Below are 20,326 nucleotides of genomic sequence, written 5' to 3' on the forward strand. Positions count from 1 at the left end.
TAACATTCAAGCGGCCCGTATACGCCAATCCGGTGGTCCGCAAGCGCGCTCGCGGATCTGGAGTGTCGGGCCCCGTAAACCGATGTTGCGTTGCGGTACAGGATCGATGCGGCGGGGGGGCGATCCGCTGGTGCAGCCGATCATCATTGGCGCCCGCAACTCTTCTTCCATGCCTGAAATGGAGGGGGAAGGGCCAACAGGATTTCGCGCCGTTCCGATCCCGCCCGCCTTACCCGACCTGCCCGACCAGCCGCTCGTTCATCAGCGTCTCGAATGCCGCCAGCGTACAGAGCCCGCGAACCCCGCGCGCGGAACAGCCGACGATCGGCATCACGCTGCGATACGGTTTCGCCGCACCACCCAAAGGCGTGAGGTTGCGAATTTGATCGAGCGTCTGCGAGCGATAGACCGCGCGGACATAGAGTTTTCCCTGCTGGTCGGCGAGGCGTTCGAGCACGATCGCGCCGCCCGGCGAAGGATCGTCCGCGGCCAGCCCCGGCACGCGCCAGTGCAGGTCGAGCAGGCCGCCCAGATTGGCGATGTTGGTGTCATGCCCCGACAGCATCGTGATCGCCGGCGCATCCTTACGCGGATCGCTGATCGCCTGCCGCATCAGACCGCCGATCCCCGACAACCCCCGCGCAGCAACATATTGCGGTCTGGCGACCAAGCGGAATTCGACCGCATGCAGTTCCGACGCGCGGCCGATATCGGCGGCGGTGGCACGCCCCCAGCCGACCTCGCGCATCGGCTTGCCGTCCGCATATTCGAGCAACAGTATCTGCGCGACGGTCGATGCGCGGTCGAGCGCCCCGGCGAGCTTCGGCCGTGCGCCGGACTTGAGTGGCGCCAGCGTCGACGGCTCGCGGGTGACGCCGCACGCCGATTTCGCCGCGCCGCACAGGATCGCGTCAATCCGCGACAACACGGGCCGCAGGCGACGCTCTTCGCCCGCGATACCGGCGCGGCCAATGTCGTCGAGCACCGCCGCACGCGCTTGCGCCGCATCGAACGGCACCGCGCCCTCGTCGATCGGCGAGAATACCGGGTCAGCGACGTCCTGCGAGCGGTGGGCGATATCGAGCGTGCAACCCGGTGCGATCGCCGCGCCCCAGGTTTGCGCGGTGGCGATCGTCCGCTGATCGCTGTCGGCAATGATCCGTATTGTGCCGCATCCGGTCCGCGGGAGTACACCGTCGGCAAGGAAGGCGGCGCGATCGGCGGCGGCCAGCAGGCGAAGCGCATCGGCACCGTGCGGGGTCAGATAGCCTGGCTTGACCGGCCATTCGGGCCACGCCTCGGCGGCCGTGCCTGCGGGCATCGGCGGCGACTTGGTCGGCGGACGAACCCCGTGGCGCATCAGCATCACGACCCGATCGACATGCAACCCAGCCGGCACCGCTGCCTGCGCGGAGGCAGCAGATCCGGTCGAAGCCACCAGGATCGCAGCGGCGGCGGAAAGGATCGATCGCATGGCAGAATCCTAGAAGTGGAGTTGCGCGCCCCAGCGGACCGACATGTCGTAGCGCTCGCGCTCGACCAGTAACGCCTTGCTGCCGATATAGCGACGCCACGGCGCGTCGGTCAGGTTCGTCGCGCTCGCGAAGAAGGTGAGTTCCGGCGAGACCTGATAGCTGGCGTTGACGTCGAGCTGGCCGTTATTGTCGGTATATTGGTCGAGCGCGGCGGTCGCCCCGAGCGTGTCGAGATAGGCCGAGCGATAGGAATAGGCGGCGCGGACGGCGAACCCATATTTCTCGTAGAAGATCTGCGCGGTGCCGACATGCTTCGATTGCTGGAACAGCGGGATATCGCCGGTCCGCGACGGCGTGCCGAGGATCGTGCCGTTGCCGTTGCCCCAGATTCGCGTGTAGTTCGCCGCCACGCCGAACCCGTCGAGCGGCGAGGGCAGGAAGGTGAAGCGCGTCTGCAGATTGGCTTCGATCCCGTAGACCTTGGCCTTGTCGATGTTGAGCGGCGTCGTGACGGTCGCGTTGGTCAGCGCCTGCCCGGCGAAACTGCCGGTCTGGCCGAGCAGCGACTGGGCGTAGATCGGATCATCGAGTTTCTTGTAGAAGCCGCCGAGCGAGATCAGCCCCTGCCCCGGCAGATAATATTCAACTGCGCCGTCGAAATTGAGCGCCTTGTACGGCTTCAGGTTCGGATTGCCTTGTGCGACCGAGTTGGGCGAGGTCGTCTGATCGACCGAGACATAGGGGGCGAGCTGCGCATAGTTCGGCCGGCCGATCGCGGTCGTCACCGCGCCGCGCACGACGAGCGCGTCGGTCAGGTCGTAGCGCGCGTTAAGACCGGGAAACACGTCGGTATATTGCTTCGATCCGAAGCTGTTATACCCCGAGGTCAGCGACGAGGTGGCAGTGATCAGCTTGGCCTGGCTACGATCGCGGGTCTGTTCGACGCGGACGCCGGGCACGAGCGTCAGCTTGTCGAACTTCAGCGTCGCCATCGCATAGCCCGCGATGATCCGCTCCTTCACGTCGTAATCGTTCGCCAGGCTGTTGGCGATCGACCCCGCGGTGTTGAGCGTGACCGTACCGGGGTTGGCGGCGAGGTACGCCTGCGCGGTGTTGTAATCGATCCGCGGACCATAGGTGTAGTCGCTCCCGTAGAAGCTGGTGTCGCCGAGATACGAGACGTTGGCGAGCGTGAACGTCCGCCCGCTGGCAAGCCCATAGGTGACGTAGTTGCGGTTGTTGGTCTTGTGCCGGTCGAGATATTTCGCGCCGATCTTGACGACCGATTCGGACCCGATCCCCAGCGGGATCGCATAGTCGATCCGGCCCTGCGCCAGCTTCTCGACGGCGAGGCGCTGGTCGTAGTTGACGCTGTTGAGCGCATAGGCGGTCTGCGCCAAAGTGCTGGTCGGCACGAAATCATACGGCGTATCGGCGACGTCGTAATCGACCGTCAGCGCAGTACCCCCGGTCCGGAAGTTATATTCCGAGCGGAGCGGATCGCGCTTTTCGGCCCGCGCATAGCCTCCCGACAGCGACAAATGACCCGGTCCGAGATCGAACTCGCCCCCGCCCTGCACCGACTTGGTATTGTCCTTCTCCTCGCGCCGCCGGACGCGGACGCTGCCGCGGCCGCGGAAGCGTCCGGTGGTTGCGGTCTGGTTGGAGAAGGCGGACTCGTTGTCGATAATGAACTGGTCGCGCGTCTCGTTGTCGTCGAACGCCGAATACGTCCCGCGCAGGAAGAATTTGGTCGTGTCGCTCGGCCGCCAGTCGAGATTGAGCACCGCGCCCTTGCGCGTCCGCGTCAGGTTATAGTCGCGCAGACCATACTGATCGGGCACGACGAACCCGTTCGCCGCCACCGGTACGCGCCAGTTGGTCGAGCCCTGGAAGTTTTCGGATTCGATCGGCCGCTTCGAATAGTTGACCGACAGGACCGCGCCGAACTGGCGGTCGGGGCCGAACAGGCCGCCGACCTGGATGTCGCCCTCATACGGATGCTTGCCGTTGAGCCGCGACCAGCCATAGGCGGCGCGCGCGTCGGCGAAATAGGGCTTGTTGCGATCGAACGCCGACAGCGTCCGGACATCGACCGACCCACCGATCGCGTTGGCATCCTGATCCGCGGTCAGCGACTTGGTGACGACCACCGCGCTGATGAGCGCCGAGGGAATGTCGTCGAGCTTGACCTGCCGGCCCTCGGGCTCGGGCGCAGGCAAGGTCATGCCGTTCAACGTGACGTTGACGAGATCCGGGTTGATCCCGCGAACTATGACGTAACGCCCCTCGCCCTGATCGTTGGCCACAGACACGCCCGGCAGCCGGCGGACCGCTTCTGCGACATTCTGATCGGGCAGCTTGCCGACATCGTTCGCAAATACCGCCTCGACGAAGTTGTTCGCGGTCCGCTTTTCCTCGATCGCCTTGCGTTCGCCCGCGCGCGTGCCCGTCACGACGATGTCGTCGGGGGCAGTGTCCTGCTTGGGCGCTGCCGAGGGCGCGACCGGGGCAGTCTGCGCTTGGAGCGGTCCCGTCAGGATCGCGCACAGCGACGCGCTCGCTGCCAGCGCAGCTTTCGAAATCCCGTTCATCTGCAATCGTCCCCGGCCCAATTGGGGATCGCCTACCGGTCGCCTGCGACAGTTCCGCGACGATATCGTGACAGACCCAAGTCACCCAGCGGGGCTGCTCGTCGATGAGCTCCGACGGTTAGCTTGCAGCGCAACCATGAGAAACTGCTCGTTCCCAAAAAGGCTCTATTTGTGTGTTGGTTAACCCCCTTTTGACTGTATCGTGCGAGGCAGGCGCCGCGAAACGAGGCCGAGATGACGATCACCAAGACTTCAAATTTCAACGAGGACGACGTTCGGGACCTTCGTCTGGCCTTCGATCCCGACGGAACCCTCGAAAGCGATCTGCGTGAAATCTGGTCGGTCATCAAGGACGGCGTCGATGAGGACGTGCGCCGGTTCTGGCGGCCGTTCGCGGGTGACGCCACGCCGTATCATCTGAAGCAGGACCGGATCGACGACCTCGTTCGCCGCGACATCGACTACACCGAACTCAAATTCACCGGCGGCCTGAGCCAGAAGCTGATCGGCAAGATGGTCCGCCGTGGTCGGGCGAGCAGCATGGACCGGGCGACGGAGATCGCCTTCTCCGCCGGTCTGCTTCGCAGCTATCACGCGCGTCATGCCCGTCTGTCGGCGGCGCTGACGGGCGAGCCGGCGACGCTGACCCGGCTGACGCATTCGCTCTATACACTCTATGCGCTCGAAACCTCGGTCCTGTTGAATGGCGCCTCGCTGCAAAGGGCCGACCAGGAACTCGCTGACAGCGCTGAACATCGCAGCAAGCTGGAGGCGATCGACCGGTCGCAATGCTGGCTCGAGATGACGATCGACGGGACGATCGTGACCGCGAACCGGAACCTCCTGTCGCTCATGGGCTACACCATGACCGAACTGGCGGGGCGTCATCACCGCATGTTATGCTCGCCGGAAGACCGAGCGTCCCAGGATTACGTGGATTTGTGGGGCAACCTCCGTGCTGGACGATTCGTGCAACGCGAATATCGCCGGCGGACCAAAGGCGGCGGCGATGTCCATTTGCAGGCAACCTACAATCCGATCTTCGATCAGCACGGTAGCGTGGTGAAGATCGTCAAATGGGCGACCGACGTGACTGTGATGCGCCAGGCGGAGCAGACGGAATCGGCACGCGCGCAGCAATTCCGTCAGGAGGCGGAAACGCGCCGCAAGGCTCACGAAGACACCTTGTCGAAGTTGGCGGAGATCGTCGACGACATCGGTGCGGTCACGCGGCAGACGTCGATGCTCGCGCTCAACGCCTCGATCGAGGCCGCGCGTGCCGGCGAGCGCGGCAAGAGCTTTGCGGTGGTGGCGAACGAAGTGAAAATGCTCTCGGGCCGGATCAAGGACGCGACGTCGACGGCGGCAAATGTTCTTACCTACGGTCAGCAATCGATCCGGCTCTGATCCCATAAAAATCCGCCGATGTTGATCAAGGTTGCTGTGATTACACGGACATATTCGCGGATCCGCTTCGTTTTCGATGTGCCAAATCATGGCTGCGGAGAGCGAAACATGGCTGTTAAATTTGCAGGAACGATGAACGCGATCAATCGCGGACTCGACGCCACCAAGCCCACCAAGGGTGCCGACATGGTGGAGGACTGGGAGTCCGCGCTCGCCGAGATCGACACGCCGGGCGCCAAGGGAATCCTGCGGGACCTCGCCGCGCTGCGCAAGCAGCTCGAAAAGGGTGAGCCCGATGCCGATCGCATCCACGCACTGCTGCACCGTCTCGGTACGGCGACCACCAAGATCGCCGACAAGGCCGACAAGTCGCAGGAGAAGCTGAAGGCGCTCGGCGAGGCGCTGACCGAAGCCGGCGAGGATTCGCCCGACGAAGCTGAGGACGTCGAAGCAGCCGCAAGCCCCAAGCGCGCGCGCAAGAAGAGCTGACCGACAACCGGGCCGGTCCGCCGGCCCGGTGTTATCAACGACGTAAAAAACCACGCCCGGCCAAGCCGAGCGTGGTTTTTTACTGTCTACCGAATGCTGAAATCGCGGCGCCGCTTCGACCTGAGAGATCGAAACGGCGCCTGGAACGATTACGCCAGCGTACGAACGTTGGGCTCGCGATCCCAATAGCGCTTCTTGGCTGCGTCAACGAACGCACCCAGCTCGACGACACCATCGTCCGCCTCGACCCCGGCCTTGTCGAGCAGCGGCTTGGCCGCCGCGTTGTGACCGATCGCCTTGAGATGCCCGAACGCATCCATGACCCACTGTACCGCCGCGCCTTCCTTGACGAGCTTCGCACAGGCGTCCTTGCTCAGGATGACCGCGCAGGCGTCGACCGTCACCGAGGGCTGACCGAACAGCTGCGCATCCGCTGCGATCGACGATCCGTCTGACAGCGGGACCTTGCCGACCTTGGGCGCGATCGTCTTCGCCTGGCCACCGGCCTTCTTGATCGCGTCCTTCAGCGTGTTCAGCTCGCCGGCATCGGTGCCATCGGCGATCAGGATGCCGACCGTACGACCTTCCAGCGTATGCTTCTCCAGCGGGCCACGAATGATCCGCAGCGCCGGCGACAGGTCCATGTCGAGAACCGGTGCGGCGGTCGGCGAGGCCTCGGGCAGGTCCATGGCGAGGCCGGCAGCGACGCGCTTGGCCAGATCCTCGTCGACGTTGCGCAGGTTCGCCATCATCTGGATACGGATGTGATCGAGCGAAACCTTCGAAAGCTCGAACACGATCGCCGACGCGATATGCGCCTGCTCGGCCGGGTCCATCGAGCGGAAGAACAGCCGCGCCTGGCTGTAATGGTCCGCAAAGCTCTCCGGACGAATCCGCAGCTTCTGACCTTCTTCGTCCGACGGGAAGGTCTTGTAGCCCTTGTCGGGATCCTCGCGCGCGCCAGCTTCCTCACCCGCCTTGGCGAGGCTGTTCGGCTCGTAATTGGCGCGGCCCTTGGGCACGGCCATCTGCATGTGACCGTCACGCTGCTGATTGTTGAACGGGCTGCCAGCCGCGGCGGCACGACCCTTGGCGGCGTTGATCGGCAACTGGTGGAAGTTGACCGACCCGAGACGCGACAGCTGCGTGTCGGTGTAGCTGAACAACCGCCCCTGCAGCAGCGGATCGTTGGAAAAGCCGATGCCGGGGACGACATGGCTGGGCACGAACGCGGCCTGCTCGGTCTCGGCGAAGAAATTGTCGGGATACCGGTCGAGCACCATCCGACCGACGATCTTCACCGGGAGGATTTCTTCCGGAATGATCTTGGTGGAATCGAGCACGTCGTACGGCTGGCTGTTGGCGAAGTCCTCGTCGAACAGCTGGAGACCCAGCTCCCACTCGGGATAATCACCGCGCTCGATCCGCTCGAACAGGTCGCGACGCTGGAAGTCGGGATCGGCACCCGCGATCTTGACGGTTTCGTCCCAGATCGTCGACGCCAGCCCTGCCTTGGGCTTCCAATGGAACTTGACGAAGGTCGACTTGCCGTCCTTGTTGATCAGGCGGAAGGTGTGGACCCCGAACCCTTCCATGTTCGCGAAGGTGCGCGGCAACGTGCGATCCGACATCGCCCACATGATCATGTGGGTGGATTCGGGCATCAGGCTGATGAAGTCCCAGAACGTGTCGTGCGCGGTGGCCGCCTGCGGATAGCCGCGATCAGCCTCCATCTTGGCGGCATGGATCAGGTCGGGGAACTTGATCGCGTCCTGGATGAAGAACACCGGGATGTTGTTGCCGACCAGATCCCAATTGCCTTCGCGCGTGTAGAACTTGACCGCGAAGCCGCGCACGTCGCGCGGCGTATCGATCGAACCCGCGCCGCCAGCGACGGTCGAGAAGCGCGTGAACACCTCGGTGCGCTGCCCCTTCTTCTGGAACATGTCTGCAACAGTGATGTCCGCAAGGCTCTCGGTGCATTCGAAATAGCCATGCGCCGCGCTGCCGCGCGCATGGACGATCCGCTCGGGGATACGCTCATGATCGAAGTGGTTGATCTTCTCGCGATAGCTCTCGTCCTCAAGCAGGACGGGCCCGCGCGCACCAACCTTGAGCTGGTTCTGGTTGTCGGAAATCGGCGTACCGTGGTTCGTCGTTAGTACGGGATGATCGGCATCGGTGACCTGATGCGTCTCGCCGCCCGAACCTGCGTTGAGATCTGAAAAGTCGGTCATGGGAATCCTCGTGTCATGCCGACGGGGAACGGTTCGGCAGCGCTAAAGGTTGCGCGTCGTCGCTACGCGACAGCGGTTAAAAAGCTGCAATTTCAACATCGATCAGCCCAGCGTTCAAATCGCCGCTGCTCACGTCCGTGACGAAAATGGCATGATAGGTGGCATCGACCATATAAAACTGCATAATCGCTGTGTATTCCAGCGGTCCTGTCAGTCTGGCAAGATCGTACATTGATCTTGCTCAGTGTCTTTATCTTTGCCGTATCCACATCGAAAGGTTTGAAATTATTTTCTTTTAGATCCGAACTGGTTCTATAAGACTGTTCCCCGTTATTTATCGTTCGGATGTTCGATCGATATACCTTGATAAAAGCACGTTTCAGCTGGTAGCGCCGTTCGGGTAGATATGCGGAAAATCTCAGGAGGAGATCACGCCTATCTATTTGGGAGAGTGCTTTGACCGGACTATCAATCGAGGCCGGTGTCGCCGCTTTCACTGCGATCGATTCGCACGCGGAAGTGAGAAAAATATGTTCGGCGCAGGCAAGACTATTCGAGTCAGGTAATCGCGACTGGAATATTATACGAAATTCCCTTCGTGATCCGGCGTCGAGGCCGTGAGCAACAGTCGGCTTTCGTCGATCTGGCTGATCGGCGTCGCGATACCGGCGGGTCTGCTGTTGGCGCCGTCGATCAAGGCCGATCCACAGATCGAGAGCCGATCAGGGCCGGTCCTGACGCTGGACGGGCATCGCTTTCGCGATCTGGACCGCAATGGCAGGCTTGATGCGTATGAGGATTGGCGGCTTTCACCAGAGCGACGGACGGACGACTTGCTCGGTCGCATGACCCTGACGGAAAAGGCGGGGACGATGCTGCACGTGGCGCTGCCGACGATCGGCGGAACCTTCGAGCGCTATGACCTGGCGCGCATTAACACGATGGTGCGTCTGCATGGCATAACCAGCTTCGGTAGCCGGACCGCTCTTTCCCCGCGACGCTTTGCCGAGCAGAACGCTGCGCTCCAGGCGATCGGCGAGACATCGCGGCTCGGGATACCGATCACCATCACCACCGATCCGGACAAGGAAATGCGCGTGGCCCCCCGCGCACAAACGAACGGTCGTGGCCGGATCAGCGATGGCGACACGCCGGCACCGATCATCGCCGCAGGCCGCGCCGGCCGCGTTGCAGAGGCAAGGATCGACGCGTCGGTCCGGCCGATCATGATCGCCAAGTTCGTCAGCGGGCTTTTCGAGAACCCCTACGTCGCGCGGGGCGCGGCGCAGGCAACCCGCTGCCGTTCGAACTGCGGTACGTGATGGCGGCGGTGACGTAACGAGCTTCGGATCAGTCGCTGGGCGCGGCCTCCACGAGCTCGGCATTCGCCGATCGGCAGGCCGCGAGGATGGCGGGATCGCCGAGACGGTCGGTCACGAAATAATCGATCGCATCGAGGCCGGTGATCCTGATCGGAGCAGGCCGATGGAGCTTGGAGCGATCGGCGACGAGGATCACTTTCCGCGCCTGCGCGATGATCGTCTGCGACACGCGCACCTCGTCGACATAGAAATCGAGCAGCGTCCCGTCGCGATCGATCCCGGACGCACCGATGATCGCGAAATCGGTCTTGAAGCCGCGGATGAAATCCATCGCCAACGCGCCGACGACCGCGCGATCGGCGGCACGGACGCGGCCGCCCGCGATCAGGATCTCGATCGACGGCGAGCCGCGCAGGATGTCGACGACGTTGAGGTTGTTGGTGATCACCAGCAGGTTGCGATGGCTGGTCAGCGCCCGAGCGACCGCCTCGGTGGTCGTGCCGATATTGATGAACAGGCTGGCCCCGTCGGGGATAAGCCGCGCCGCCGCCGCGCCGATCGCGGCCTTCGCATCCGACGCCACCGCTCGTCGCGCGCCGTGATCGAGGTTATCGACACCCGACGTCGTCACCGCACCGCCATGCACGCGCGACACCATCGCCGTTTTCGACAGTTGGTTGAGATCCTTGCGGATCGTCTGCGACGAGACGCCGAACTCAGCCGCCAGCGCTTCGACGCTGACGCTGCCGGTCTGGCGCGCGAGTTCGAGGATCCGACGGTGGCGGAGCACGGCGTGTTCGAGCGGCGCCTGGGTCATGCTCGGGTCGACGGTCGCGCTTCGAGATAAGCGGTCAGTCGGTCGGCGGTCCCCGACGGGACGTGCAGCCCGAGCTTGCTGCGTCGGTACAGGATGTCGTCGGAAGTTTGCGCCCATTCGCGCGCGATCAGATAGTCGACCTCGCGCTCGGTCAACCCGCCGCCGAAATCCTCGCCGAGTGCCGCGATATCGACGGCATCGCCGAGCAATACATCGACATCGGTCCCGTAGGCACGCGCCAGCCGACGAAGTAACTCGGAAGGCAGGTTGGCCCGCGCAGCCGCCAGCCTGCCAAGGAACCGCTCGAAATCCGCCCCCGGCATATCGCCGCCGGGCAGCGCGACGCCGGCGGTCCAGGCCGGGCCGATCGCAGGCATGACCTTCGCCAGTTCGGCCATCGCGTGTTCGGCGAGCTTGCGATAGGTGGTGATCTTGCCGCCGAAGATACTGAGCATCGGCGCCTTGCCCTCGCCCGCATCCAGATCAAGCACGTAATCGCGCGTCACGGCGGAGGCGTTGCCGGCATGATCGTCATGCAAAGGACGGATCCCGGCATAGCTCCACGCGACATCGTCCGGCGTCAGCTTGCGTGTGAAATAGCGGTTTACCGTCGCGATGAGGTACGCCGTTTCCGCGTCGCTGATGACCGGCGTGCCGGGCGCGGCGTCCCATGGCTGGTCGGTCGTGCCGATCAGCGTGAACTTGCCCTCATAGGGGATCGCGAAGACGATCCGGCGATCCTCGTTCTGCAGCATGAAGGCATGCGCACCCTCGTAGAGTTGCGGCACGACGATATGGCTGCCCTTGACGAGCCGCACTTTGCTCTCGCTGCGGATACCCTCCGCGCGACCGATCACGTCGCTGACCCACGGGCCCGCGGCATTCACCAGCGCTTTTGCACGTATCCGACGCTCGCCCCCCGCATCGACGATCGTCGCCGTCCATTGACCACCCTCCCGGCGGGTATCGAGCAGCCGGGTGCGCGTGCGGATTTCCGCCCCGCGATCGGCGGCGTCGCGCGCGTTTAGCACAACGAGGCGGCTATCCTCGACCCAGCAGTCCGAATAGACGAACGCCCTGCCCTGCCGGTCGGCAAGCCCGTTGCCGACCGGCGATCGATCGAGCGCGATCGTTTCGGTCCCCGGCAGCCGCTTCCGCCCGCCGAGATGGTCGTAGAGAAACAGGCCGAGCCGCACCATCCAGGCGGGACGCGGCGATTGCGTTTGCGGCAGCACGAAGCGCAGCGGCCAGATGATATGCGGCGCCATGCCCCAGAGCCGCTCGCGCTCGATCAACGATTCCCGCACCAGCCTGAACTCGCCATATTCGAGATAGCGCAGCCCACCGTGGATGAGCTTGGTCGAGGCGGACGAGGTGTGGCTCGCGAGATCGTCCTGCTCCACCAACAGCACGCGCAGCCCGCGCCCCGCCGCATCGCGCGCGATCCCCGCGCCGTTGATGCCGCCACCGACGATCAGCAGGTCGTAGGCCGGAGACGATGATGCAAGCACGGGAATAGCCTTCCGCTTTCGGTTGTGCGCGCTTTACCGCAATTCGAAGCCAAACGAAAGGATTGACCGTCCTTTCAAACCGGCACAAGTCAGGCGCAAGCGGAGAGGATCACATGACCGGCAAGCACATCCTCGCGATCGACCAGGGGACCACGTCGACGCGAAGCATCGTCTTCGATGCCAAAGCAAAGCGTGTCGCGGCGGCGCAGGTCGAGTTCGCGCAGCATTATCCTGCGCCGGGATGGGTGGAGCACGACCCGGAAGACATCTGGCGCGATGTCCTGTCAACGGCGCGCGAGGCGATCGCCAGGAGCGGCGTCGCCGCACGCGACATCGCGGCGATCGGTATCACCAATCAACGCGAGACGACGGTCGTCTGGGATCGCGCGACGGGCACCCCGATCCATCCCGCGATCGTGTGGCAGGATCGCCGTACCGCGGCCAGATGCGCCGAACTGCGCGCGGCGGGCGCCGAGGACGAGGTTCGCGAGCGCACCGGATTGCTGCTAGATCCCTATTTCTCGGGGACGAAGGTCGCTTGGATCCTCGATCACGTCGCGGGCGCCCGCGACCGTGCCGAGCGGGGCCTGCTCGCATTCGGGACGATCGACAGCTTCCTGTTGTGGCGGCTGACCGGTGGGACCGTCCACGCGACCGACGTCACCAACGCGTCGCGCACGCTGCTCTGGAACATCCGCGAAGACCGCTGGGACACCGCGATGTGCGACTTGCTCGGCGTGCCGATCGCGATGCTGCCCGAGGTCCACGACAACGCGCATCACTACGGCGTGACCGCCCCCGGTCTGTTCGATGCGCAGATCCCCGTCGCGGGCATCGCCGGCGATCAGCAGGCGGCGCTGTTCGGCCAGGCCTGCTTCGCGCGCGGCATGACCAAGTCGACCTATGGTACGGGCTGCTTCATGCTGCTCAACACCGGGGCCGAGGCGATCCGCTCGAAACACCGGTTGCTGACGACTCCCGCCTACCGGCTGGCCGGAAAAACCACCTTCGCGCTGGAGGGATCCATCTTCGTGGCGGGAGCGGCGGTGAAGTGGCTGCGCGACGGCATAGGTGTCATCACGCACGCGCGCGACACCGATGACATGGCGACGCAGGTGCCCGACAATCACGGCGTCTACATGGTGCCCGCGTTCGTCGGGCTGGGCGCGCCGCACTGGGATGCCGACGCACGCGCCGCGATCTTCGGGCTGACGCTGGGCGCGACGCAGGCGCATCTCGCACGCGCCGCACTGGAGGCGGTCGGCTATCAGACGCTCGACCTCGTGGCGGCGATGATTGCGGACGGCGGCGGAAGGCCCGCCAGCGTGCGCGTCGATGGTGGCATGGCAGCCAACGATTGGCTTTGCGGCTTCCTAGCCGACCTTCTCGAAGTTCCGATCGAGCGCCCGGAGGATTTGGAAACGACCGCACGGGGAGCGGCCTTTCACGCGGGGCTCGCAACCGGTGTGTGGTCGGGTCTAGACGAGCTCGAAACGCTCTGGTCGCGCGACCGCTCTTTCGAACCTGCCATGCCAGACGATCGACGCAATACGCTGGTCGCCGGTTGGCACGATGCGCTGCAAAGGACGCTCAGGTAGCGGCAATCCGACATGCTGGAATTCTGGAAGCCGGAAAACCGCCTGTCGGGTGCCCTGCTTAACGCGGTGGCGGCATCCGGACATGGATGTCGGCCGCGGACGGTACGAACCGCTTTACTGGTGTCGAGACGCGACGCCATCCGCGCTGAACGACAAGCAACGCGACGGCGGCTCCCAAAGCGCCGATACAGAGTTCGACCATACGACCGGAACGGGCGCCGTGGTCATCGGCATGCCACAACCCCTCCCACTCTTCGTCCGACCGAATTTTCCTGGGGGCGTGATTATGTCGCGTATCGTACCGGGCATTGAAGTCGGTGTGGCCCGTCATATCAGGCTGCTTCCACTAAGTGTGTCGCCACCGGCAAGGCTTGAGTTCGCCGGACGCGAGGTCGTTCGTAATGGTTCGAGATTACGGCGGGGACGACTGGCGCCCCCGCCGGACAACTTACTTGCCGCGCAGCGTGTTGATCAGCGCAATGCCGAGAACGCCGGCTACGGCAGCGGCGGTGAACGGACGCTCCTTGGAGAACTGGCGGACATAGTCGATCACCGGACGAATATTCTCTTCGACGGCGTCCTTGGCCTGGCCATAGGTCTTCTGGACCGTGCCGCTCAGCTGGTCGGCGGCACCTTCGGTCTGCAGCGACTTGTCGCCGATCGCGTTGCCGAGGCCTTCCTTGAGCTTGCCGCCGAGATCCGAGGTCGTGCCGGTGATGGTGTCGCTGTTCATGATGTATCTCCTTGGTTGCGTGTAAGAATGAACCGGATGCGAAACGTCTGAAAATCGGTCCGTATCCCGACCGTTCGATTTGGCGATGATCGCGCCCGCGTGTCCGTCGCGCGAATGACGGAACGCTTAAAGCGGGGAAGCCGGGTCCGTCAGGAGCCCGCAAGCCGCAGCGGCCTTGCCGACTTCGAGCGGCACCTTCGGATCCTGCACCTGCCCCGACACGCGAACGAAATCGCTGATCGTCAGCCGACCGGGCGTCGTGTCGCCCTGGCGCGATGCCTTGGCGGCGCGGCCGAGTTGCTGGAGCTGCCCGATCGACAGATTGGCTTCGAGACGGTCGCCGACGCACTGCGATTGCGCAGGCTGAAAACCATAACCCTTGAGCGACGTGGCGATCTTGGCCGAGGGATTGACGCATGCGGCGAGCAAAAGTGCGCTGGCGCCGACAGTCATCAGGCAAAAGGTGGTTCGAAAACTGATCATCATAAGCCCCGTGTTGTCGGGATATGCCGCTCAAGCTCGATCAAGCCCGAACCATATACTCCCTGGACAAAACTCACGACGGCGAAGATATATTCAGGTATTTCGGTACTATAGCAGGTGTTTTACGCACCGGTTGCCGAGCCTACGCCTCGTTGACCGGCTAGTGGTCAGCGAAGCGTAGCGTTCAGCTTCAGCCGTGCGAGCGGGCCGCGGCCTTCTGGGCACGAGCCTGCTTGGCGTAGTGATGGTGCGCGATCACGCAGCCGGCGGCGGCACCCATCACGGCATGACCCTTGCCGACGAAATGCCCACCGACGCCGCCAGCCGCCGCGCCGCGGATGCAACCCTTGGCCAGCGCGGGCGAAACCGACAGCATCATCATGGGCAGAATGAACAGAGCACTGCGACGCATACGGACTTCCTTTTCGTTAAAGCAGACCCGCAAAATACCGATGACGATCCTGCAACGTTCCATGTGATTTTTGTCACATTTCCTGTCATCTGTTCGCGCGTGCTTCGTCGAGTCCTGCCACGATACCCGACAGCATTCCGCCGCCGACTTCGCAGTCGGCGGCGGTGATAGTTCGCTCGGTCAGACCCAGGGTTCGACGATCAGAACGCGTAGCTCGCCGACAGCGAGAAGGTCCGTCCGAAGCCCGCACGGTTGGTACCGGCATAGGCGACGCCGTACAGCGAACCCGTCGTGGCAAGGTCGCCGACCGATGCTTGGTCGAGGCGGCCGGACTGATCCCAGCTGTTGAACAGGTTGGCGACGTTCAGGCTGATCGTCAGCGGCTCGATCGGCTTGACGTACACGAACGCGTTGAAGATCCCCTGCCCGCGCTGCTTCAGCAGATTGCTCGAGTCTGTGTAGGTCTTGGTCTGGCCGAGATACGTGAAGCCGATCGAGCCGAGCGGCAGGTTGAACGACGGCGAGATCGTGAACATGAAGTCCGGCGTCGCGGCGGGCGTGTTACCCGAATTGTTGCCGATCAGATCCTGCGCGATCCGCGAATGCGTGTAGACGATGTTCGCGTTGAGCGCGAAATGCTCGTACGACATCTGCGATTCCAGCTCGGCGCCGTAGGTCTTGTAGCGCTGGAAGATCTGGCGCTGGCCCACCGGGCGCGTGAGGTCGTAATTATATTCGGTCGCCTGGCTGCGGAAGCCGGTCAGGAACGCGCCGTAGCTGAACCCGCCGACATTGCCGCGCTGCTTGATGCCCAGTTCCTGCTGCGTCACCGGATTGACCGCGACCGAGCGGCCGATGTCGGTCAGCCTGCCCGCCGCGGTGAACGCACCGGGGAAGTCAGAGACGATCCGGTCGGCATTGGCGCGATGGCCCTGGCTGACGCGGATGAACGCGCTGGTGTTGCCGTTGAAGCGATAGTTGGCACCGAGCGACCAGTTGAAGTAGTTGACGCTGTAATCGATCTTCTGCGCCACGCCGCTGTTCAGATACGTATTCTGCTCGGCCACCGACAGCGCGCCGTCGCCATTGACGTCGAGCGCGGATTTGGTGGCGGCGGTCTGGAAGAAATCGCCCGAGGCATGAAGGAAATCATACCGACCGCTCGCATCGAGGCTGACATGGTCGTCCTCATAGTTCAGCGTCGCATAGGGCGCGTTGCCGGCATAGTTCAGGTCGTAATGGCGATTGAACGCGCCAAAGCCGGTGTTGTAGCCGGTGATGCCGTTGTCGGTCAGACGCACGCCGGCAGCGTTGTAAAGGTCGATCATCGCCGGATCGTTCGCGGTCGCGGCGGTCAGGCTCCCGTTCCACTGCCAATCCATGTTGATCGTCTGATTATAGTGATAATAGGCCGCGCGCGCGGTAACTTTCCCGGCGCCGACGTCAAACTTGCCCGTCACGCCGAAGTCGTTGGCCCAATGGTTCATGTTGTTCATCGCGGTGCGCAGCGTCGGGTTGCCGTTGACGACCGCGTTGCCCGCGACGGTCTGACCCGCGTTCGGCCCATTGGCATAGCGCGCGCTGGCGGCAGTGTAGGTCGTGCCGTTCGCTGTGGTGACGGTGTAGGGATTGGCACCCGAGGTGAGCGCGCTGACGTTGGTCAGGCTGCCGAAAAACGGCACCGAGAACACGCCGTTGTTCCAGGTATAGGCGAAGCGGTTGTCGATCGCGAGATTCTTGCCGAAGTCGTAGTGAAGTTCGCCACCCGCGGTGGTCGAGCGGACGGAGATGCCGTCCTTGTTGTTACCCTGCGACACCGAACCGTTCGAATTGACGACCGGGAAAGTCAGGTTGTTCTTCGAGAACGACGTGTCCTTGCGCGCGTCATAGCCGTCGAGCGGATAATATCCGGTGATCGTGTCGCCCTTGACGCGGACGCCGAACGGCATTGATGTGTAGGTCGGCGCACGATCGTCGAGCCGCTTGAAGTTCAAGCGGATATAGCCGGCGTTGTTGTCGAACGACTTGGTGACGTTCGCCTTCACCTGGTAACCGTTCTCCGCGTTATAGCTGAGATCGCGCGGGCCCTCGCCGTTGCGGTAGAAGCCGCCGACGTTGAAGCGCAGCGTGTCGCTGATCGGCGCACCGTAATCGAAGTCGACCCGCTTGTCGTTGTAGCCGAGGCCGGTCGAAACGCCGACGCGGCCGCCCGCGGTCTCGCCGGTCTTGGACACATAGTTGATGACCGCGCCGGGCGCCTGCGAGGCGCCGGTCGACGAGGTGCCGCCGCGGACCGCCTGCAACCGGTCCACGGTATAGTCGTAGCGCTGCCAGAAATCGTTGTTGCCGAACGCGATGTCGCCGAACTCGACGTTGGGCAGGCCGTCTTCCTGCAACTGGACGTACTTCGAGCCACCCGATGCAAGCGGCAGGCCGCGTACGGTGATGTTCGAGTTGCCGCCTGCGCCTGCAGTCGATTCGACGCGGATGCCGGGGATGAGATGGAGGACATCGGCTTCGGAGCGCGGCGTGAACTGCGTGATCTGCGCCGCGGTGACGTCGCTGACCGAGGTCGAGCTGCGGAACTTGGTCTGACCCTGGCGCGAACCGGTCACGACGATGTCGTTGAGGAACTGGCCCGATGCTCCGCTGTCATCCGCGGTCGTCGCAGCCGCCACGGGCGAACCGTCGATCGCGGTGTTGGTGGTCGCGGTCGCCGAGCTGTTCGCGGCCTGGCCGAGCTGCGGCGTGGTCGCCTGCACCGAAGGCGCGCCGGGCTGACCGGAAGCTGGCGTCGGGACCGTCGCGACCTGCGCGAACGAGGGCGTGGCCCCCAACGCTACGGCGAGTGCAGCAAGCGAAACCAGTGACGTCGATGGCAGGCGCATGATCGGTCCCCTCCTTGGGATAATGACGCGACCTTCTCCGAGCCGCTCGATAATCGCCTCTAAAACCACTTACAATCGATTGCAATAGTCATTTCGCAATCGATTGTTGAGGTTTTTAGGGTGATGTTGACGGAACATGGTACGCGCCCGACAAGGCACGCGATCAACCGAGCGGAACAGGCGATGGACGAGGGACTGGGCAGGACGGGACGGCGGGTGCGCAACATCGCCGAACTCGCCAAGCTGGCGGGTGTGTCGGCGGGGACGGTGTCGCGCGCTCTGGCGGGCAAGTCGCTGGTGAATGCCGAGACGCGGGCACGGATCCAGGCGCTGGCGACCGAACACGATTTCCGCCCTAACCAGATGGCGCGCCGGCTCAGGACTCAGCGGACCGGCGTGATCGGCGTGGTCGTCCCGCTTGGTCACGAACGCCGCCAGCATATCTCCGACCCGTTCTTCATGACGATGCTCGGCCATCTGGCGGATGCGCTGACCGAAAACGGCTATGACGTGATGCTGTCACGGATCATTCCGGATGCCGAGGACTGGCTGGAGGCGATCGTCGATTCGGGGATGCTCGACGGCGTTCTGGTGATCGGCCAGTCGACGCAGTTCGACGCGATCGAGCGCGTCGCCGGGCAATATCGCCCGCTGGTCGCGTGGGGCAGCCACTGGGACGGTCAGGTCCACTGCGCGATCGGCACCGACAATGTCGGCGGGGGGCGCATGGCCGGGGAGCATCTGATCGCGCGCGGCAAACGCCGAATTGCGTTTCTCGGTGAGGTGCGCACCCCCGAAATCCGCCAGCGCTACGAAGGCGTCGTTGCCGCGACCGCCGCGGCCGGGCTGCCCCCCCCCCTCCAGCTCGACACGCATCTCGCTTCGGACGTGATGGAGCACGAGATCGCCGCGCATGTCGCGCGGATCGGCCGTGATATCGACGGGTTGGCCTGCGCGTCGGACGTGATCGCGATGAACGCGTTGCGCGTGCTCGCGGACCACGGCCTGTCGGTGCCCGACGCGATCGGCGTGGTCGGCTTCGACGACTTGCCGCTTGCCGGACAGACCGTGCCGCGGCTGACGACGATCCGCCAAGACATCGCTGCCGGCGCCAAGGCGATGGTCGCCGCGCTCTATGCCCGGCTGGCGGGCGAGGATTCACCATCGGTCGAGATGGTGCCGGTGCTCGTGGAGCGCGACTCTACCTGAATAGAGGCATGGTCGCCGTCGAGCAGGAGGCGGAACCACGGCGCGGCGGTACCGCCGAAATGCGCGCGGCGACGCTCGGATGTGTCCGGCGCGACACCCTTGAGACCCCAAAAATCGACAAAGCTGATGACGTCGAGCTCGCCCGTCACCCACCAGCAATAGGCCTGGAACGGCTCGGCTGCCGGGTTTGCTGCGACCAGTCCCGATCCGTTGAGCGGACGCCACGGCCCCGCCATCGTGTCGGCGACCATCCCACACAGCCCCGTCGGCGCGACGATGCCGGGCGCGAACCGCTTCGCCTGGGTCGACCAGAACAGGTAATAAAGCCCGTCGCGCAGGATAATGTGCGGTCGCTCGAGTTCGCTGTTCACGCCGATCGATTCGACCAGCGGCGGAGCGATCGTCCACCGTGTATCGCCCACGGCGCGCACGGCCACGCCGATCACGCCGTCGTCGATCGCATCGACCCAGCCTGCCGAACCGGCGAACAGGAGATATTCGGCCCCGTCGGCGGGATCACGGAAATAGCCCGGGTCGCGAAAGCCTTTGATCCGGCCATCGATGCCTTCGATCTGATCAGCACGTAGATAATGTGCGCCATCGGCGGCGATGGATTCGACCGGTTCGCTCCAGTCGAGCGTCCTGCCGTCGACGAACCGACCCTGCGTTTCGAACAGCCGCTGCTCGAATGTCCGCGGACCACCGCGTCGTCCCGACGCGGTGAAATACATCGTCAGCGTCGTGTCGTCGTCGGCGAGCACCGCCGATCCCGACCATTCGCGACTGCCGGGCGTAAAGCCGTCCGGGAACGTCTCGCCGTGATCGCGCCAGCCATCGGTGCCGCAGCTGGTCAGGCGTATCCGCGCCGCGTCATGGCGATCGTCCGGGTCGTCGAACTTCGGCGTCGCGAGGAAGAACCACCAGCTACGGCCGTCGATCGTCGCGGTGCGGCCATCGGCATAGGCGATCTGCCACATGTCCCAGACGTCGTGGTCGGCGACGACCGGCACGACGTCGGACGCGGTGATGACGGGAAGCTCGGCGTCGAACTGGTCGGCGATCCGACCGAGCATCTCGGCGGACCAATGGGTGATGGCGGGCATGGTTATCCTGGAATCAGAAACGGAAAAGGGGAGGAATTCTTGCGAGAC

General features: G+C 64.0%; 16 protein-coding genes. 5 read left to right on the forward strand and 11 right to left on the reverse strand.

Going from position 1 to position 20,326, the window contains the following annotated elements:
• Positions 1–229: 229 nt before the first annotated feature.
• Positions 230–1,474 (reverse strand): histidine-type phosphatase, encoded by a 1,245-nt coding sequence (locus tag ASG20_RS05200; RefSeq protein WP_056049403.1) that lies wholly within the window; start codon positions 1,472–1,474, stop codon positions 230–232.
• A 9-nt stretch (positions 1,475–1,483) separates the two neighbouring features.
• A complete protein-coding gene (locus ASG20_RS05205) occupies positions 1,484–4,069 on the reverse strand; it encodes a TonB-dependent receptor (protein WP_056049406.1) in 2,586 nt (861 codons plus the stop codon).
• A gap of 234 nt (positions 4,070–4,303) precedes the next feature.
• On the opposite strand from ASG20_RS05205, the gene ASG20_RS19840 reads away from it, so the two are divergent.
• Complete coding sequence (locus ASG20_RS19840; RefSeq protein WP_082470732.1) at positions 4,304–5,476, forward strand: methyl-accepting chemotaxis protein; 1,173 nt, start codon at positions 4,304–4,306, stop codon at positions 5,474–5,476.
• A gap of 108 nt (positions 5,477–5,584) precedes the next feature.
• Positions 5,585–5,965 carry a hypothetical protein gene (locus ASG20_RS05215; protein WP_231420445.1) on the forward strand — a complete coding sequence of 127 codons (381 nt, stop codon included), beginning with the start codon at positions 5,585–5,587 and terminating at the stop codon, positions 5,963–5,965.
• A 149-nt stretch (positions 5,966–6,114) separates the two neighbouring features.
• On the opposite strand, the gene ASG20_RS05220 is transcribed toward ASG20_RS05215, so the two are convergent.
• On the reverse strand, positions 6,115–8,202 hold the full coding sequence (locus ASG20_RS05220) for a catalase (RefSeq protein WP_056049412.1): 2,088 nt from the start codon (positions 8,200–8,202) through the stop codon (positions 6,115–6,117).
• A 76-nt stretch (positions 8,203–8,278) separates the two neighbouring features.
• Entirely contained in the window at positions 8,279–8,434 is a 156-nt protein-coding gene (locus tag ASG20_RS19275) for a hypothetical protein (RefSeq protein ID WP_156364020.1), read from the reverse strand.
• 385 nt (positions 8,435–8,819) lie between these two features.
• Between ASG20_RS19275 and ASG20_RS05225 the strand changes: the two genes are divergently transcribed.
• On the forward strand, positions 8,820–9,524 hold the full coding sequence (locus ASG20_RS05225; RefSeq protein WP_056049416.1) for a hypothetical protein: 705 nt from the start codon (positions 8,820–8,822) through the stop codon (positions 9,522–9,524).
• A gap of 28 nt (positions 9,525–9,552) precedes the next feature.
• Here the strand turns inward: ASG20_RS05225 and ASG20_RS05230 are convergent, their stop codons facing one another.
• The gene (locus tag ASG20_RS05230) at positions 9,553–10,341 is read right to left on the reverse strand and encodes a DeoR/GlpR family DNA-binding transcription regulator (protein WP_056049419.1); all 789 of its coding nucleotides are present in this window, start codon (positions 10,339–10,341) and stop codon (positions 9,553–9,555) included.
• Positions 10,338–11,852: a glycerol-3-phosphate dehydrogenase gene (locus tag ASG20_RS05235; protein ID WP_082470733.1), complete on the reverse strand. Its 1,515-nt coding sequence runs from the start codon at positions 11,850–11,852 to the stop codon at positions 10,338–10,340. Before ASG20_RS05235 ends, ASG20_RS05230 begins: the two co-directional genes overlap by 4 nt.
• A gap of 113 nt (positions 11,853–11,965) precedes the next feature.
• Here ASG20_RS05235 and glpK point away from each other — a divergent pair, with 113 nt between their 5' ends.
• A complete protein-coding gene (gene glpK / locus ASG20_RS05240; RefSeq protein ID WP_056049426.1) occupies positions 11,966–13,450 on the forward strand; it encodes a glycerol kinase GlpK in 1,485 nt (494 codons plus the stop codon).
• Between the two features lie 448 nt (positions 13,451–13,898).
• Here the strand turns inward: glpK and ASG20_RS05245 are convergent, their stop codons facing one another.
• From ASG20_RS05245 to ASG20_RS05260, 4 genes are all read right to left on the reverse strand, one after another.
• On the reverse strand, positions 13,899–14,183 hold the full coding sequence (locus ASG20_RS05245; protein ID WP_056049429.1) for a CsbD family protein: 285 nt from the start codon (positions 14,181–14,183) through the stop codon (positions 13,899–13,901).
• A gap of 126 nt (positions 14,184–14,309) precedes the next feature.
• The gene (locus ASG20_RS05250) at positions 14,310–14,666 is read right to left on the reverse strand and encodes a hypothetical protein (protein WP_056050477.1); all 357 of its coding nucleotides are present in this window, start codon (positions 14,664–14,666) and stop codon (positions 14,310–14,312) included.
• A 190-nt stretch (positions 14,667–14,856) separates the two neighbouring features.
• Entirely contained in the window at positions 14,857–15,078 is a 222-nt protein-coding gene (locus tag ASG20_RS05255; RefSeq protein WP_056049432.1) for a hypothetical protein, read from the reverse strand.
• A gap of 200 nt (positions 15,079–15,278) precedes the next feature.
• Positions 15,279–17,966 carry a TonB-dependent receptor domain-containing protein gene (locus ASG20_RS05260; protein WP_056049434.1) on the reverse strand — a complete coding sequence of 896 codons (2,688 nt, stop codon included), beginning with the start codon at positions 17,964–17,966 and terminating at the stop codon, positions 15,279–15,281.
• A gap of 183 nt (positions 17,967–18,149) precedes the next feature.
• On the opposite strand from ASG20_RS05260, the gene ASG20_RS05265 reads away from it, so the two are divergent.
• On the forward strand, positions 18,150–19,175 hold the full coding sequence (locus ASG20_RS05265) for a LacI family DNA-binding transcriptional regulator (protein WP_056049437.1): 1,026 nt from the start codon (positions 18,150–18,152) through the stop codon (positions 19,173–19,175).
• Here the strand turns inward: ASG20_RS05265 and ASG20_RS05270 are convergent.
• The gene (locus ASG20_RS05270; protein ID WP_082470734.1) at positions 19,100–20,278 is read right to left on the reverse strand and encodes a glycoside hydrolase family 68 protein; all 1,179 of its coding nucleotides are present in this window, start codon (positions 20,276–20,278) and stop codon (positions 19,100–19,102) included. The genes ASG20_RS05265 and ASG20_RS05270 overlap by 76 nt on opposite strands.
• Positions 20,279–20,326 lie beyond the last annotated feature (48 nt).

The sequence above is a fragment of the Sphingomonas sp. Leaf198 genome (assembly GCF_001424005.1).
In the GTDB taxonomy this organism is placed as follows: Bacteria; Pseudomonadota; Alphaproteobacteria; order Sphingomonadales; family Sphingomonadaceae; genus Sphingomonas.

Excerpts from the sequence above, each read along its gene's own strand:
- ASG20_RS19840 (WP_082470732.1), top strand. The coding sequence starts at position 4,304 with ATGACGATCACCAAGACTTCAAATTTCAACGAGGACGACGTTCGGGAC.
- ASG20_RS05260 (WP_056049434.1), bottom strand. The coding sequence starts at position 17,966 with ATGCGCCTGCCATCGACGTCACTGGTTTCGCTTGCTGCACTCGCCGTA.
- glpK (WP_056049426.1), top strand. The coding sequence starts at position 11,966 with ATGACCGGCAAGCACATCCTCGCGATCGACCAGGGGACCACGTCGACG.
- ASG20_RS05205 (WP_056049406.1), bottom strand. The coding sequence starts at position 4,069 with ATGAACGGGATTTCGAAAGCTGCGCTGGCAGCGAGCGCGTCGCTGTGC.
- ASG20_RS05215 (WP_231420445.1), top strand. The coding sequence starts at position 5,585 with ATGGCTGTTAAATTTGCAGGAACGATGAACGCGATCAATCGCGGACTC.
- ASG20_RS05245 (WP_056049429.1), bottom strand. The coding sequence starts at position 14,183 with ATGAACAGCGACACCATCACCGGCACGACCTCGGATCTCGGCGGCAAG.
- ASG20_RS05265 (WP_056049437.1), top strand. The coding sequence starts at position 18,150 with ATGGACGAGGGACTGGGCAGGACGGGACGGCGGGTGCGCAACATCGCC.
- ASG20_RS05270 (WP_082470734.1), bottom strand. The coding sequence starts at position 20,278 with ATGCCCGCCATCACCCATTGGTCCGCCGAGATGCTCGGTCGGATCGCC.
- ASG20_RS05230 (WP_056049419.1), bottom strand. The coding sequence starts at position 10,341 with ATGACCCAGGCGCCGCTCGAACACGCCGTGCTCCGCCACCGTCGGATC.
- ASG20_RS19275 (WP_156364020.1), bottom strand. The coding sequence starts at position 8,434 with ATGTACGATCTTGCCAGACTGACAGGACCGCTGGAATACACAGCGATT.
- ASG20_RS05200 (WP_056049403.1), bottom strand. The coding sequence starts at position 1,474 with ATGCGATCGATCCTTTCCGCCGCCGCTGCGATCCTGGTGGCTTCGACC.
- ASG20_RS05255 (WP_056049432.1), bottom strand. The coding sequence starts at position 15,078 with ATGCGTCGCAGTGCTCTGTTCATTCTGCCCATGATGATGCTGTCGGTT.
- ASG20_RS05220 (WP_056049412.1), bottom strand. The coding sequence starts at position 8,202 with ATGACCGACTTTTCAGATCTCAACGCAGGTTCGGGCGGCGAGACGCAT.
- ASG20_RS05250 (WP_056050477.1), bottom strand. The coding sequence starts at position 14,666 with ATGATCAGTTTTCGAACCACCTTTTGCCTGATGACTGTCGGCGCCAGC.